The sequence below is a fragment of the Streptomyces sp. NPDC002853 genome, from assembly GCF_053591915.1.
Genome location: NZ_JBSFUS010000001.1, coordinates 455,670 through 469,945, shown reverse-complemented (window position 1 = coordinate 469,945; position 14,276 = coordinate 455,670). Strand labels below are relative to the sequence as shown.

Below are 14,276 nucleotides of genomic sequence, written 5' to 3'. Positions count from 1 at the left end.
TGCCCCTCCACTGCCGGAGGGGCACCCTCGTACGAGAGGATGCAGCCGTGGGGGACATGACGCGGGTTCACGAGAGGCCGTCCGCGCCGCGCGGCCTGGCCGCCTTCACGGGGGCCGTGCCCGGCAGCCGGCGCGCCCTGCGCGACGACGCGCTGTTCGCCGTGGGGCTCGCGGTGCTGTCCGCCGCGCTCGCCGCGTTCGTCGAGGACGGACGGCGGCCCGACCTCCTCGGGTGGAGCCTGCTGCTCTGCGCGCACGTGCCGCTGGTGTGGCGACGCGCCCGCCCCCTGCTCGTGCTCCTCGGGGTGGTCGCCTGCATCGTCCCGTACCACGCCGTCGACTACACCCACATGGCCGCCATCCCGGTGGGCATGGTCGCGCTCTACACCGTCGCCGTGTCCGGGCGCCCGCGCCGGGCCCTGCTCACCGGGCTCTTCATCGTCGGCATCACGATGACCGCCAACGCGAGCGTCTCCCCGCACCAGCTCGCGGAGGTGCTGCGGATCTCCGGCTGGATCGTCGCGGTGCTGCTGCTCGGCGTGTACGTACGCATCCACCGTCAGCACGTCACCTCCGTACTGGAGCGTGCCGAGCGGGCGGAGCGAACGCGCGAGGAGGAGGCGCGGCGGCGCGTCGCGGAGGAGCGGCTCCGGGTCGCCCGCGACCTGCACGACCTCCTGGCGCACAGCATCACCCTCGTCGGCGTCCAGACCTCCGTCGCGGCGCACGTACTGGCCGCCGATCCGGACCGCCTCGACCGGGCGGCGGTGGCCAAGGCGCTGGACGACATCGCCGAGACGTGCCGTTCGGCGCGGGGTGAACTCCGGGCCACGCTCGAGGTGTTGCGGGCGGGTACCGCCGAGGAGTCGCGCGGGCCGCTGCCGGGCCTTGACGGCCTTGAGGACCTGGCGGAGGCGGCGCGGACCTCCGGGGCGGCGGTCGATCTCGCGGTACGGGAGGTGGAGGCGCCGGCGGCCGTGGGCGCCGCGGCCTACCGGATCGTGCAGGAGGCGCTGACCAACGCGGTGCGGCACGGCGGACCCGGGCTCACCATCCGGGTGGGCGTAGGCGTGGCTGACGCGGCGCTGCGGGTGACGGTCACGGACGACGGGCGAGCTCCTGAGGATCCCGCGCACACCCCCGGGTTCGGCCTCGTGGGGATGCGGGAGCGGGCCCGGAGCGTGGGCGGCACGGTGGAGGCGGGGCCTCGGGAGGGGGGCGGGTTCGCGGTGTCGGCCGTACTGCCGCTGGTGCCCGTGGGAGGACTTCGATGACGATCCGTGTACTGCTCGCCGATGATCAGACGCTGGTACGGGCGGCGTTCGCGATGCTGGTCGAGTCCGCTCCGGACATGGAGGTGGTGGGGCAGGCGGGGACGGGGCGGGCGGCGGTCGATCTCGCCCGCTCGGAGCGGGCTGATCTCATCGTCATGGACATCCGGATGCCGGACCTGAACGGGATCGAGGCGACGCGGCTGCTCGCGCGGGACGAGGATCTGGCCGGGGTGAAGGTTTTGATGCTGACGACTTACGACACGGATGAGCATGTCGTGGAGGCGCTTCGGGCCGGGGCCTCGGGGTTTCTGGTGAAGGACACGAAGCCTGCGGAGCTGCTGGAGGCGATTCGTACGGTGGCGGCGGGGGAGTCCCTGCTTTCGCCGGGCCCGACGTCTCGGCTGATCGCCAGGGTCCTGCGGGCCCCGGAACCCCCGCCCACGGGGGCCGCGGGCCCCGAAGGGCTTTCGGAGAGGGAGCGTCAGGTTCTCGCGCTGGTGGCGCGGGGCCTGAACAACACGGAGATCGCTGACGCGTTGGGGTTGAGTCCCTTGACCGCGAAGACTCATGTCAGCCGGATCATGGGGAAGTTGGGGGCGAGGGACAGGGCCCAGTTGGTGATCGTGGCTTATGAGTCGGGGTTGGTGCGGCCGGGGGTGGAGGGGTCGGCGTAGGGGCGGTCCCTGCGGGGCTTTCCCCAATCCCGCCCCTTCCCGAGACCAAGGGGCTCCGCCCCCTGGACCCCCGAAAAGATGGCCTCAAACGCCGGCCGGGCTGAAAGGTAGAACCGTTACAACAACCCCGCCCCCGCCAGAAACTTCCCCACCCGCTCGACCTCCCCCGAAGACAACGGAACCTGCGGCTCCGCCGTAGCGGGGCAGGCGATCACGCCCCGTAGGTACAGCGCCGCCTTGAAAGCTCCGAGCGCGGACGAACTGCCCCCCATCCTCCCGGCGGCGTCCCCGACCCGCACCATCCCGAACAGCCCGCACAACCGCTCCTGCTCACCCCGGGCCCGCGCCCAGTCCCCCTCCCGGCAGTAGCGGTACAGCCGCGCGTATCCCTCCGGGTCCACGTTCCCCAGCCCGGGTACCACCCCGTCCGCCCCCATCGCGAGGGCGCCGTCCACCGTCGTCTCCGAACCCGTGAGCACGCTGAAGCCCGCGACGTCCGTCCGGGTCCGCGCCCCGAGGGCCACCTCCCGGAAGTTGCCCTCCTCCCCGCTGGAGTCCTTCAACCCGGCAAGGACCCCCTCCGCCGCCAGCTCCAGGACCAGTTCCGCGGTCAGTTTGGAGTGGACCGAGACAGGCAGGTCGTACGCGAAGACCGGCACCGGTGAGCCCGCCGCCACCAGGCGGAAGTGGCGGGCCACCTCCGCCGGGTGCGTGCGCGTGTAGAAGGGGGCCGTCACCACCACCCCGTCCGCCCCCGCGTCCGTCACCGCGCGGACGTGGTCCAGGACCCGCGCCGTCGCCATGTCGATCGCCCCTGCCAGTACGGGCAGTTGACCCCCGACATGACCCGCCACCGTCTCGATCACGACCTTCCGCTGGGCATCCGTCAGGTAGGCCGTCTCCGACGACGAGCCGAGGACGAAGAGGCCGTCCACGCCGCCGTCGACGAGATGGTCGACCAGCCGCGTCAAGGACGCCGTGTCCACCTCGCGGTCCGGTGTCAGGGGCGTGCAGACGGGCGGAACGACACCGTTCAGCGGGGTGGGCAGTGTCATGGAGTCTCCCTGGGGCTCGCGTCCGTGGCGGCGGACTGGATCACTAGCTCGTGCGTGGACTGGCCGTCCGGCACGGGGTGGTGGCAGCGGTAGCGGTGCCCGGAACCCTCCGTCGACGCGAAGTCCGGCATGGTGGACGCGCAGGCCTCGTCAGCCTTCCAGCACCGGGTGCGGAAGGGGCAGCCGCTCGGCGGTCGCGTGGCCGACGGCACCGGGCCGACCAGCGGGATCGGGTCGATGGGGTCCAGCAGGCCGGGGGTCGCGGAGAAGAGGGCCCGCGTGTAGGGGTGGCGTGCTCTGTCCAGGATCTCCTCGGCCGGTGATTCCTCCACGATCCTGCCCAGGTACATCGTGATGACCCGGTCGCTCATCCGCCGCACCGTCTGGATGTCGTGCGACACGAAGACCAGGGCGAGGCCGAGCCGCTCCTTGAGGTCCAGGAGGAGGTTGAGGATCTGGGCGCGCACGGACACGTCGAGCGCGCTCGTCGGCTCGTCCGCCACCACCAGCTCCGGTTCGAGGGCCAGCGCGCGGGCGATCGCCACGCGTTGGCGCTGCCCGCCCGACAGCTGGCCGGGCAGTCCGTCCGCCAGGACCTTGGGGAGGCCCACCAGCGACATCAACTCCCGTACGCGTGCGTCGCGTTGAGCGGGCGCCCCCATTCTGTGCACGTCCAGGGGGTCGCGGAGGATCTGGCGTACGGTCAGCCTGCGGTTCAGTGCCGTCGACGGGTCCTGGAAGATCATGCCGGTGTTCCGGCCGATCGCGGTCCGGCGCTCGGCCGGCTTCATCGTCCACAGGTCGCGTCCCCGGAAGGACACCGTCCCCGCAGTGGGCTGCTGCACTCCCACCAGCACCTTCGCGAGCGTCGACTTGCCGCATCCCGACTCGCCCACGACGCCCACCGTCTCGCCGGGCGCGATGGTCAGGTCGGCGCCGGTCAGCGCGTACACACGCTCACGCGAGAACAGTCCGCCCGAGCGGGCCCTGTGCACGACGTGCGCGTCGGACAGCGTGATGAGAGCGGTCACTTGAGGGCCTCGTTTCCCCTGGGCCGCGGCACCTGTGGCGGCAGCTGCGCCGGATGGTGGCAGGCGATGGAATGCCGGGTCCCGCCGGTGAGTTCGGGCGCCGTCGTGCGGCACACCTCGCTCGCGAGGGGGCAGCGGTCCGCGAAACGGCAGCCCGCGGGGAAGTCGGCCGGTGAGGGGACGACGCCCTTGATCTGGGTCAGGCGTTCCGCCGCCGATTCGAGCGAGAGGACCGAGCCGAGCAGGCCGCGCGTGTAGTGGTGCGACGGCGCTTCGACGAGGTCCGCCGTCACGCCCGTCTCGACGATCTGGCCGCCGTACATCACCACCACCCGGTCGGTGACGTCCGCGACCAGGGCCAGGTCGTGCGAGACGAGGATCAGCGCGAAGCCGAGCTCCTCGCGCAGGCGCAGGAGGAGCTGGATGACCTGGGCCTGGACCGTGACGTCCAGGGCCGTCGTCGGCTCGTCGGCGACGATCAGTTTCGGGTCGCGGGAGAGGGCCATCGCGATCAGGACGCGCTGGCGCTGGCCGCCGGAAAGTTCGTGCGGGTAGCTGCGCAGGGTGCGGTCCGGGTCGAGGCCGACGAGTTCGAGGAGTTCGACCGCCGTGCGGCGCCCGCCCCTTCGTACGACCTGCTTGAGCTGGGAGCGGACCGTCATCGCGGGGTTGAGGGAGGACAGGGCGTCCTGGTAGATCATCGCCATGTCGTGGCCGAGCAGTCGTCTGCGGACGCGCATCGGCATGCCGAGCAGTTGCTCGCCGTCGAAGGTCACCTGACCGCCGATGCGGGCACCCTTGGGTTCCAGGCCCATCACGGTCAGCGCGGTGAGCGACTTGCCGCAGCCCGACTCGCCCACCAGGCCGAGGACTTCGCCCGGCCGCACGTGGAAGCTGATGCCGTCGACGATGTCCACGCCGCCGTGGCGGGAGTCGAAACCGATGGTGAGATCGGAGACGGTCAGCACAGGAGTGCCCTCCGGCAGCGGGCGCGCGCGGGAGCGCAGGCGCTCGGCCGCCTCCGTCAGGCCCGGCAGCTCGAGGACCTTGCCGCTGCCCGGCTCGGGCGCTTCGAGGCGGTCCTCCTTGCGGGCCTCTCCCGGCACGTCGCGGGTCGCGGGCGCCGCCCACGCGTCCGACACGCCCTCGGAGAGGATGTTCAGGGCCAGGACCGTGACCAGCATGAGCAGGCCGGGGAAGACCGTCGCCCACCAGCCGCCGAGCAGCACCATGTTCTTGCCGTCGGCGATGACACTGCCCCAGGACGGGTCCGGCGGCCGTACGCCCGCGCCGATGAACGACAGCGAGGCCTCGAAGACGATCGCCTCGGCGACCTGCACCGTGCAGAACACCAGGATCGGCGCCGCGCAGTTGATGGCCACGTGCTTGATCAGGATGTGTGGGGTGCGGGCACCGACGATGCGTTCGGCGACGACGTAGTCCTCGCCGTACTGATCCATCACGTTCGCGCGCACGACCCGCGCGATCGGTGGGGTGAACAGGAACGCGATGGCGCAGATCAGTACGACGATGCCGCCGCCGAAGACCGCCACGAGGACGGCGGCAAGCGCGATCCCGGGGAACGCCATGACGATGTCCAGGCACCGCATCAGCGTCTCGTCGACGGCCTTGCGCGAGGTCGCCGCGATCGCCCCGAGCGCAGCCCCGACGATCAGGGCGAGCAGCGTCGCCCCGAGCCCGATCGCCAGGGACCAGCGCGCCCCGTACATCAGCCTGCTGAGGATGTCCCGGCCGAGGCTGTCCTGGCCCATCCAGTGGTCGCCGGTCGGGTGTCCCGTGCCGTCGGCCTGCGGCTGCTGGTCGAGCGGGTCGTGCGGGGCGATCAGCGGCGCGAGGAGCGCCACGAGGACGACCACGCCGATCACGCCCGCCGCGATGCGCGAGAGCACGGGCAGGCGGCGCAGGGAGCGCAGCCGGATGCCGGGCCGCGAGAGCCGCTCGGCCAGGGCCTTGCGCGACGTGATCATCAGGCGGTCCCCCTCAGGCGCGGATTGACCAGCAGATAGAGGATGTCGAGGACCAGGTTCACGACCACGAATCCGACGGCCGTCGTGATGACGACCCCCTGCACGACGGCCGGGTCGCCGTTCTTCACGGCGTCGATCATCAGCTTCCCCATGCCGGGGAGCGAGAAGATCGTCTCGATGACGACCGCGCCGCCGAGCAGATAGCCCACGCGCAGGCCGAGCACGGTCAGCGGGTTGATGAGGGCGTTGCGCAGGACGTTGCGGCCGACCACCACGACCGGTGGAAGGCCGCTGCCGATCGCCGTCCGCACGTAGTCCTTGTCGAGTTCCTCGACCACCGCCGTGCGGATGATGCGGGTGAGCCCGGCGGCCACGGGGAGCGAGAGCGCGAAGGCGGGGAGCGTCATGGTCTTGAGCCAACCGCTCAGTGAATCACCGGGGTTGACGTATCCGCCGGTCGGGAACCAGCCCGCCTCCACCGCCAGGTACTGGATCATGAGCAGCGCCAGCCAGAATCCGGGCGCCGCCACACCGGTCAGCGAGATGACACGGATCAGCTGGTCCGGCAGCCGGTCGCGGTAGATCGCGGCGGTCACGCCGAGCAGCAGCGAGATGACCACCGCGATGCCGAGGCCCAGGAAGGTCAGCTGCAGGGTGAGCGGAAGCGCGGTGGTGACCTGGTCCATCACCGGCGAGCGGGTGAGCACGCTGATGCCCATGTCGCCCTGGACCAGATCGCCGACGAACGCCACATAGCGCACCGGCAGCGGATCGAGCAGCCCGTTCTCCTCGCGGAAGTCCTGCAGCTGCTCCTCGGTCGGATTGGCGCCCTGGAAGAACGCCGACGCCGGGTCGACGTCCGAGAACCGCATCACGAGGAAGACGAACAGGACGATGCCGAGCAGCAGCGGTACGAGCAGGACCAGGCGGCGGACCAGGATTCTGAGGACCGCGATCACGTCGCCCACTTCGCCTGGAGCAGGTTGATGCCCGGATAGGGCTGGGCCTTGACGCCGGTGAGCTTCTTCGGGTCCCAGGCGGTCATCAGCTCGTTGTGGACGACCGGGTAGATCACCGCCTGCTCGGCGACGGTGTCGATGTAGTCCTGGACCATGGCCTTCTTCTTGGCCGCGTCCGGCTCGCGCGTCGCCTGGTCCATGTCCTTGAAGAGCTTCTTGGCCACGGAGTTGTCCGCCCAGCGCGCGTAGCCCATCCACAGGTTCTCGGGCCCGTAGTTGTAGTGCATGATCAGGTCGGGGTCGATGCCGAACTGGTTGGGGTTCGAGGCGGCCGCGACGACCTGGTAGTCCTTCTTCTGGTCCATCTTGGTGAAGACGGCCGTGGTCTCCTGCGGGTCAAGGGTCGTCTTGACGCCGATCGCGTCCCACGAGGCCTTGATGGTCGGCAGGCAGTCGACGATCCAGCTCACGTTCACCGCCATGAGGTCGATCGACAGATCCTTGACCCCGGCCTCCTTCAGGAGCTTCTTCGCCTTCGCGGGGTCGTACTCGTAGACCGTCTTCGCGGGCCGGTAGGCGGGGTTGGACTCGTTCAGGAACGACGTCGACGCCTTGCCGTGGCCCTTGAGCGCGACCTGGATCATCTTCTCGGTGTCGATGGCGTGATGCAGGGCCTGGCGCACGCGTACGTCGTCGAAGGGCTTGTGCGCGGTGTTGAACATCAGGAACAGGTTGTTCATCCCCGCCCCGCCCTCGACGGTGAGCCCGCCCTTCTTGAGCTGCTCGATGTTGGCGTACGGGATGTTGTCCGCGATCTCGGAGTCCGCGCTGCCGCCGGAGATCTTCGCGACGCGGGGGGCCGCGTCCACGATGGTCAGCCAGTTCATCTTCTTGAAGGCGGCCTTGCGGGGGCCGTTGTAGTCGTCGAAGGCCTCGAAGGTGGTGTTGGACTTCGGGGCGTGCGACGCCTGCTTGTACGGGCCCGAGCCGACCGCCTTGCCCTTGGTCGCGTCGTCCCATGCGCCAGGCTTGGAGAACACGTGCTTCGGCATGATCTTGGCGAGGGAGAGCCGGGCGAGGCCGTCCGGGAACGGGAACTTCAGGACGAGCTCGACGGAGGTCGCGTCGACCTTCTTGACCTCCTTCAGCCAGCTCTCGAAGAAGCCCTTGGCCAGGGTCTGGGTCTTGGGGTCCAGGATGCGGTCGAAGACGAACACCACGTCGTCGGCGGTCACGGGCTTCCCGTCGTGCCACTTGGCGCCGGGCCGCAGCGTGAACTTCCAGGTGGTCGCCTTGGCGTCGGTGGGGATCTCCGTGGCGAGCGCCGCGTACGGCTCGCGGGTGATGGGGTCGGTGTTGAGGAGCCCCTCGTAGATGTGTTCGTTGCCGGCCATCGCGAAGGCGGACGCGGTCTGCGTCGGGTCCCAACTGCCGTCGTTCCCATAGCCGATGACAGCGGTGAGGGTCGAGTCGCCGCCCTTGCCGCCGCCGTCCCCGGCCTCGTTCGTGGACTCGGGTCCCGACGAGCAGGCGGAGAGCGTGGTGGTGATGGCGGCGGCCGCGCCGAGTACACCGGTGTACTTGAGGAAGGACCGACGGTCCGGTGCGGGTCCGGTGTGACCGGTGGAGCCGATGCTGGTCTTCTGGTCGCTCACTGTGTCTCCCCTTGCTCCCTTGAGAGATCCCACGTCCTACGTCGTGGTGGCGTGGCGACCATAGGAGCGCCGCGAGAGCCGGTCAAGAGATCGCGCACGGATCCGAATCCGGCCTGCCCGCAACGATGTTGGTCCGGAGGTGGGACGTGGGATGTCATCCGTGCCTACGATGTGCCGCATGCCTCAGGAGCCAGTCCGCGAACGGCGTGTGGGCAGCCAAGTCCAGCGCGCCGTCATGCAGTTGATCCTCGACAGAAGGCTTCGGCCGGGCGCGCTGCTGCCCACCGAGGCCGAGCTGATGGAAGAGCTGGGGGTCAGCAGGAACTCGGTGCGCGAGGCGCTGAAGGCACTCCAGGCCCTGGACATCGTGGAGATCAGACACGGCTACGGGACCTATGTGGGCCAGGCGTCCCTGACACCGCTGGCCGACGGACTCACCTTCCGTACGTTGGTGCAACTGGCCGACGACACGCATGCGCTTGCGGAGATCCTGCAACTGCGGGAGGTTCTCGAAGAGGGCCTGGTGCGGCGGGTCGCGGTGCTGCTCACGGACGAGGAGCTGAGCCAACTGGAGGCTCTGGTCCGCAAGATGGAGGAGTCGGCGGACGCGGGCGCCGCCTTCCCCGAGCTCGACCGCGAGTTCCACGAGACGCTCTACCGCTCGCTCGGCAACGAACTGGTGCCGCAGCTGCTCGGCGCATTCTGGAACGTCTTCAACCGGGTCGCGGGCGTGCGGGGGTGGGCGCGTGACCCCGCGCCCGACGTGACGGTGAGCAGACACCGGGACATAGTGACGGCGCTGCGGGAGCGGGACGTGGAGCGGGCTCAGCGGGCGATGGCGGATCACTTCCGGGGGATCGAGGCGCGGGCGGGGCAGGAGTCGAGGGGCGTGGGATGAGGGGCGACGGTGGGAGCGGGATGAGACTGAGTCACTTCTGTGACCGGGTCACGTCGCTGGGGTACGGGGGTGACTACAACCCCGAGCAGTGGGGCCCCGGCGTCCACGGGGAGGACGCCGAGCTGATGCGCGAGGCGGGGGTGAACCTCGTGACGCTCGGGATCTTCTCCTGGGCGAAGACGGAGCCGGCCCCCGGCACGTACGACTTCGGCTGGCTGGACGGCCACCTGGACCGTCTCGCGGAGGCGGGCGTCGCGGTCAGCCTGGCGACGATGACGGCGTCCCCGCCGCCGTGGCTGAGCCGGCTGCACCCCGCCACCCTCCCGGTCACGGAGGACGGGGTCCGTCTGCACCCGGGCTCCCGCCAGCACTGGTGCCCGTCGAGCCCGGTATACCGCACGCACGCCGTACGCCTCGCGGAACGCCTGGCCACGCGCTACGGCGAGCACCCCGCGCTCGCGCTCTGGCACATCGGCAACGAATACGGCTGCCACATCTCACGCCACTGCCACTGCGAGGTGTCGACGGCGGCGTTCCGCAGGTGGCTGCGGGAGCGGTACGGGACGGTGGCGGCGCTCAATGACGCCTGGTCGACGGACTTCTGGTCGCAGCGCTACGGCACGTTCGAGGAGATCCACACCCCGCGCAAGGCCCCGTCCTTCCGCAATCCGGCCCAGCAACTGGACTACTGGCGCTTCTCGTCCGACGAGCTCCTCGCGTGCTATCTGGCGGAGAAGGAGGTCCTGACCCGCATCACCCCGCACGTCCCCGTCACGACGAACTTCGTCCCGGTGGCCAAGACGCTGGACCTGTTCGCGTGGGCGCCGCACCTGGACGTGGTGGCGTACGACTCGTACCCGGACCCGCACGACAAGGACGCCCTCCACCGGACGGCGTTCTCGTACGACGTCATGCGCGGCCTGAAGGGCGGGCAGCCGTGGCTGCTCCTGGAGCAGGCGCCGGGCGCGGTGAACTGGCGCGGGCGCAACGGCAGGAAACCGCCGGGCCGCATGCGCCTGGACAGCTGGCAGGCGGTGGCGCACGGCGCGGACTCGGTGCTGTTCTTCCAGTGGCGGCAGTCGCGCGGTGGAGCGGAGAAGTTCCACTCGGCGATGGTTCCGCACGGGGGCCGGGAGACGCGCATCTTCCGGGAGGTACGGGAGCTCGGCGCGGAGCTCGCCTCGCACCCCGAGCTGCTGGGCGCACGTCCCGAGCGGGCGGACGCGGCGCTGCTCATGGACTGGCCGAGCTGGTGGGCCCTGGAACTGGACGCGCATCCGAGCGCGGACCTCACGTTCCTTGAGGCGGCCCTGGCCCACCACAAACCGCTGTACGACGCGTCGGTGGCGTGCGACGTGGTCCCGGTGGACGGGGACGTGACCGAGTACCGCTTGCTCCTGATCCCCAATCTTTACTCGGTCACGAACGAGACCGGGGAACGCATCCGCGCGTACGTCCATGGTGGCGGCACCCTGCTCATGTCCTACTTCTCCGGAATCGTGGACGAACACGACCGCGTCCACCTCGGCGGCTATCCGGCTCCCTTCCGTGAACTGCTCGGCCTCCGGGTGGAGGAGTTCGACCCCCGCCCCGACGGCACGTGGTCGGAGGAGATCCGCCTGGAGGGCGCGGAGGCGGTGCGCACGTCGCCCACCGGCGCCCCGACGGCGACCCGCCACCCCTACGGCGACGGCGTGGCCTGGTACCTGGGCACGCGCCCCACTCCGAAGGAGATGCGAGAGCTGCTCGACCGGGTGCGCGCGGAGTGCGGCGTGCACCCCGTCCTCCCGGGCCTCCCCGAGGGGGTCCAGGCACGGACGCGGGTGACGGCGGCGGGGGAGCGGGTCCACGTGGTGCTGGATGAGCGGGACCTGAGCGTGGAGGTACGGCGCGCCCAGGGGCGTTAGTGAGGCGTTAGCCAGACGGCGACAGATCATCAGCGGCGCCGGTCAGTCTTGTTCCGTCGAACCCCGCACCACCCGACAGAACGGTAAGAACATGTCGCACGCCACCCTCCTCCACGCCCGCAAGGCCGCAGCCGCCGTGGTCATCACCATCGCCGCGTTCGGGCTCACCGCCTGCCAGGGCGGCGGCAACGACACCTCGTCATCGTCGGCCCCCGCTTCCGCGGCCAAGGCCGGCAAGTCCGGCGGTGACTCCGCCGGCGAGAAGTCGTCGGGGACGCGGGACGAGGCCGGGGAGCGCTGCACGGACCAGATGAACTACGCGGGCGACCCGCGGTCGAACGCCGAGATCAACTCCATCGGTACGGACACCGGCACCTGCCCCACGCCGATCAAGGACGACAAGCCGTCGGGCACGCCCGACAAGTCCGGCACGAGCTGCACGGACCAGATCAACTACGCGGGCGACCCGCGGTCGAACGCCGAGATCAACAGCATCGGCGCGGACACCGGCACCTGCCCCACCCCGGAGAAGGGCGACAAGCCCTCGGGCACGCCCAACAAGCCCGGTGTCAGCTGCACCGACCAGATCAACTACGCCGGCGACTCCCGGCCGAACGCCGAGATCAACTCCATCGGCGCGGACACCGGCTACTGCCCGCCGGTCAAGAAGTAGCGGGACGCGGTCACACGTCGAGGTTCTCGCGCAGCGCGTCGACGACGTGCTCGGGCGTGAACTCCAGGAGCCAGTCCAAGAACCGCGCGCTAGGTTTCAGGCATGCCCGAACTCCAGCGCCTGCGCGCCGATCACGCTCCCGCCCTGCTCGCCTTCGAGCGCGAGAACCGGGCCTACTTCGCGAAGTTTGTGCCCGACCGTGGCGATGCCTACTTCGCCGAGTTCGACGCGCGGCATGCCTCCCTGCTCGCCGAACAGGACGCGGGTACCTGCCACTTCCACGTGCTGGTGGGCGGCGAGGGAGACATCCTCGGGCGGGTCAATCTGGTCGACGTCGCAGACGGCGAGGCGGAGCTGGGGTATCGCATCGCCGAGAGCGCGACGGGCCGCGGGCTCGCCACGGATGCCGTACGTCAGGTGTGCGGGGTCGCCGGGGCCGAGTACGGGCTCACTGCGCTGCGGGCGGCGACGGACGTGGACAACAGCGGGTCGCGGGCCGTGCTGGTCCGCTCCGGGTTCGTGGTCGTGGACGAGGCCGACGTCGACGGGCACGGGCGGGTCGAGGTGCGCTATCGCCGTGCCCTGACCGCTGGTTGACACATGATCCGGCCCGCGCAAGGCTCGCGCCGATGGAGATCACGGATCTGAGCGAGGCCGAGCGGCAGGTGTGGGCGGCGTTCCCGCTGGGGCGGCTCGTCGACTTCCGGGAACGCACGAGGGAACCCGCCGATCTCGGCGCCGACTGGGGCCCTGAGCGGACCGTGCGGGCCGAGGTGCTCCGGGCGCTGCTCATCGACGGGCCCCGCCAAGAGGGCGAGACGCCCTGCCTGCGGCTCAACGGAGCCCGCATCACGGGCAAGCTCGATCTTCAGTACGCGGAGGTCGCGGGGGCGATCCATCTTTGGGCGTGCTACTTCGACGAAGAACTGGACATCTACGGCGCGCAGTTACGGCAGCTGAACCTGGGCTGGTCCGTGTTCCCCGGCCTCTACGGCGTCGGGCTGCGCATCGACGGTTCGCTGCGGATGACCGGCGTTCGCGTCCGGGGAAGCGTCCGGCTCGGCGGCGCGCGCATCTCCGGGGCCCTGTTCCTCGACAGGGCGCACCTGGGCGAGGAAGGGACGGTCACTGACCCCAGTGAGCCCATCCTGACCCTCAACCGCGTCACCATCGACGACGACCTGACCGCCGACAAGGGCTTCACCGCCCACGGCATGGTCCGCCTCGCGGGAGCGGTCGTGACCGGGACCATCACGTTCGATGACGCGGTGCTCAGCAACCCGGGCGGCACCGCCCTGCAAGCATCGAATCTGAGCAGCGGCACCGATCTGCACGCGATGCGGCTCACGGCGTACGGGCGGGTCAACCTGCCGGGCGCCCGAATCCCCGGCCAGCTCAACCTGGAGGGCGCCCGGCTCTCCAACCCGGGCGGCACGGCCCTGCGCGCGAGCGTCACCGGGGGCACGCTGTGGATGGACCAGGCCGCACCCGTCGAGGGCACCGTCACCCTGCGGGGCTGCCAACTCGATCTCCTGTACATAGCCCCGGAGACCTGGCCGGACCAAGTCCGCCTCGATGGCCTCACATACGGCAGGCTCGGCCCCCACGAGCCCGCCGAGCGCAGGCTCCAGGTTCTGGAACGGGACACCGAGGGCTACGTCCCCTTCGCGTACGAGCAACTCACCGCCGCCTACCGCCGCGTCGGCGACGACGCGGCCGCCCGCACCGTCCAACTGGCCAAGCAACGCCGCCACCGCACCACCCTGCCCTGGTACGCCAAGGCCTGGGGGTATCTCCAGGACCTCACCGTCGGCTACGGCTTCCGGCCTACGCGCGCCGCGGTCTGGTTGCTGTCGCTGCTGCTGATCGGCTCCGTCACGTACGCGGTGCGGGAGCCGGTGGCGCTGAAACCGAAGGAAGCGCCGGAGTTCAGCGCCGTCTTCTACACCCTTGACCTGCTGCTTCCGATCATCGACTTCGGGCAGGAGCACGCGTATGCCGCGCGGGGGGCGTTGCAGTGGTTCGGGTACGCCCTGGTCATCATGGGCTGGACCCTCGCCACGACGATTGCCGCCGGCATCACGAGGGCGATCAGTCGCCAGTGAGGTGGCGTTTCGCCGCGGGCCGGTGGGGGCTGGTCGCGCGGTTCCCCGCGCCCCTAC

General features: G+C 70.4%; 12 protein-coding genes. 7 read left to right on the top strand and 5 right to left on the bottom strand.

What is annotated here, in order from left to right:
• The first annotated feature begins 47 nt into the window (after window positions 1-47).
• Window positions 48-1,274, top strand: coding sequence for a sensor histidine kinase (locus ACWD02_RS02125; RefSeq protein WP_451203510.1), 1,227 nt, complete (start codon window positions 48-50; stop codon window positions 1,272-1,274).
• The gene (locus tag ACWD02_RS02120; RefSeq protein ID WP_451203508.1) at window positions 1,271-1,948 is read left to right on the top strand and encodes a response regulator; all 678 of its coding nucleotides are present in this window, start codon (window positions 1,271-1,273) and stop codon (window positions 1,946-1,948) included. The genes ACWD02_RS02125 and ACWD02_RS02120 overlap by 4 nt, the downstream gene beginning before the upstream one ends.
• Window positions 1,949-2,064: 116 nt before the next feature.
• Here the strand turns inward: ACWD02_RS02120 and ACWD02_RS02115 are convergent, their stop codons facing one another.
• Genes ACWD02_RS02115 through ACWD02_RS02095 form a run of 5 tightly spaced genes read right to left on the bottom strand, consistent with a single transcriptional unit; the run spans window position 2,065 to window position 8,636 of the window.
• Window positions 2,065-3,003 carry a dihydrodipicolinate synthase family protein gene (locus ACWD02_RS02115; RefSeq protein ID WP_451203505.1) on the bottom strand — a complete coding sequence of 313 codons (939 nt, stop codon included), beginning with the start codon at window positions 3,001-3,003 and terminating at the stop codon, window positions 2,065-2,067.
• The gene (locus tag ACWD02_RS02110) at window positions 3,000-4,034 is read right to left on the bottom strand and encodes an ABC transporter ATP-binding protein (RefSeq protein ID WP_451203502.1); all 1,035 of its coding nucleotides are present in this window, start codon (window positions 4,032-4,034) and stop codon (window positions 3,000-3,002) included. Before ACWD02_RS02110 ends, ACWD02_RS02115 begins: the two co-directional genes overlap by 4 nt.
• Window positions 4,031-6,022 (bottom strand): dipeptide/oligopeptide/nickel ABC transporter permease/ATP-binding protein, encoded by a 1,992-nt coding sequence (locus tag ACWD02_RS02105; RefSeq protein WP_451203500.1) that lies wholly within the window; start codon window positions 6,020-6,022, stop codon window positions 4,031-4,033. The genes ACWD02_RS02110 and ACWD02_RS02105 overlap by 4 nt, the downstream gene beginning before the upstream one ends.
• Window positions 6,022-6,981, bottom strand: a complete 960-nt coding sequence (locus ACWD02_RS02100) for an ABC transporter permease (RefSeq protein WP_451203498.1) — start codon at window positions 6,979-6,981, stop codon at window positions 6,022-6,024. Before ACWD02_RS02100 ends, ACWD02_RS02105 begins: the two co-directional genes overlap by 1 nt.
• Entirely contained in the window at window positions 6,978-8,636 is a 1,659-nt protein-coding gene (locus tag ACWD02_RS02095; RefSeq protein ID WP_451203496.1) for an ABC transporter substrate-binding protein, read from the bottom strand. The genes ACWD02_RS02100 and ACWD02_RS02095 overlap by 4 nt, the downstream gene beginning before the upstream one ends.
• A gap of 169 nt (window positions 8,637-8,805) precedes the next feature.
• On the opposite strand from ACWD02_RS02095, the gene ACWD02_RS02090 reads away from it, so the two are divergent.
• The 5 genes from ACWD02_RS02090 to ACWD02_RS02070 all read left to right on the top strand — a co-directional run bounded on the left by ACWD02_RS02090 (window position 8,806) and on the right by ACWD02_RS02070 (window position 14,219).
• Window positions 8,806-9,534 carry a FadR/GntR family transcriptional regulator gene (locus tag ACWD02_RS02090; RefSeq protein WP_451204360.1) on the top strand — a complete coding sequence of 243 codons (729 nt, stop codon included), beginning with the start codon at window positions 8,806-8,808 and terminating at the stop codon, window positions 9,532-9,534.
• Between the two features lie 20 nt (window positions 9,535-9,554).
• Window positions 9,555-11,441, top strand: a complete 1,887-nt coding sequence (locus tag ACWD02_RS02085) for a beta-galactosidase (RefSeq protein ID WP_451203494.1) — start codon at window positions 9,555-9,557, stop codon at window positions 11,439-11,441.
• 91 nt (window positions 11,442-11,532) lie between these two features.
• Entirely contained in the window at window positions 11,533-12,114 is a 582-nt protein-coding gene (locus tag ACWD02_RS02080) for a hypothetical protein (RefSeq protein ID WP_451203492.1), read from the top strand.
• A 102-nt stretch (window positions 12,115-12,216) separates the two neighbouring features.
• Complete coding sequence (locus ACWD02_RS02075; protein ID WP_451203490.1) at window positions 12,217-12,711, top strand: GNAT family N-acetyltransferase; 495 nt, start codon at window positions 12,217-12,219, stop codon at window positions 12,709-12,711.
• A gap of 32 nt (window positions 12,712-12,743) precedes the next feature.
• Window positions 12,744-14,219: a membrane-associated oxidoreductase gene (locus ACWD02_RS02070; RefSeq protein ID WP_451203488.1), complete on the top strand. Its 1,476-nt coding sequence runs from the start codon at window positions 12,744-12,746 to the stop codon at window positions 14,217-14,219.
• Window positions 14,220-14,276: the final 57 nt, after the last annotated feature.

Coding starts and splice junctions, on each gene's coding strand:
- ACWD02_RS02070 (WP_451203488.1), top strand. CDS start 12,744: ATGGAGATCACGGATCTGAGCGAGGCCGAGCGGCAGGTGTGGGCGGCG.
- ACWD02_RS02105 (WP_451203500.1), bottom strand. CDS start 6,022: ATGATCACGTCGCGCAAGGCCCTGGCCGAGCGGCTCTCGCGGCCCGGC.
- ACWD02_RS02120 (WP_451203508.1), top strand. CDS start 1,271: ATGACGATCCGTGTACTGCTCGCCGATGATCAGACGCTGGTACGGGCG.
- ACWD02_RS02080 (WP_451203492.1), top strand. CDS start 11,533: ATGTCGCACGCCACCCTCCTCCACGCCCGCAAGGCCGCAGCCGCCGTG.
- ACWD02_RS02090 (WP_451204360.1), top strand. CDS start 8,806: ATGTGCCGCATGCCTCAGGAGCCAGTCCGCGAACGGCGTGTGGGCAGC.
- ACWD02_RS02085 (WP_451203494.1), top strand. CDS start 9,555: ATGAGACTGAGTCACTTCTGTGACCGGGTCACGTCGCTGGGGTACGGG.
- ACWD02_RS02075 (WP_451203490.1), top strand. CDS start 12,217: ATGCCCGAACTCCAGCGCCTGCGCGCCGATCACGCTCCCGCCCTGCTC.
- ACWD02_RS02115 (WP_451203505.1), bottom strand. CDS start 3,003: ATGACACTGCCCACCCCGCTGAACGGTGTCGTTCCGCCCGTCTGCACG.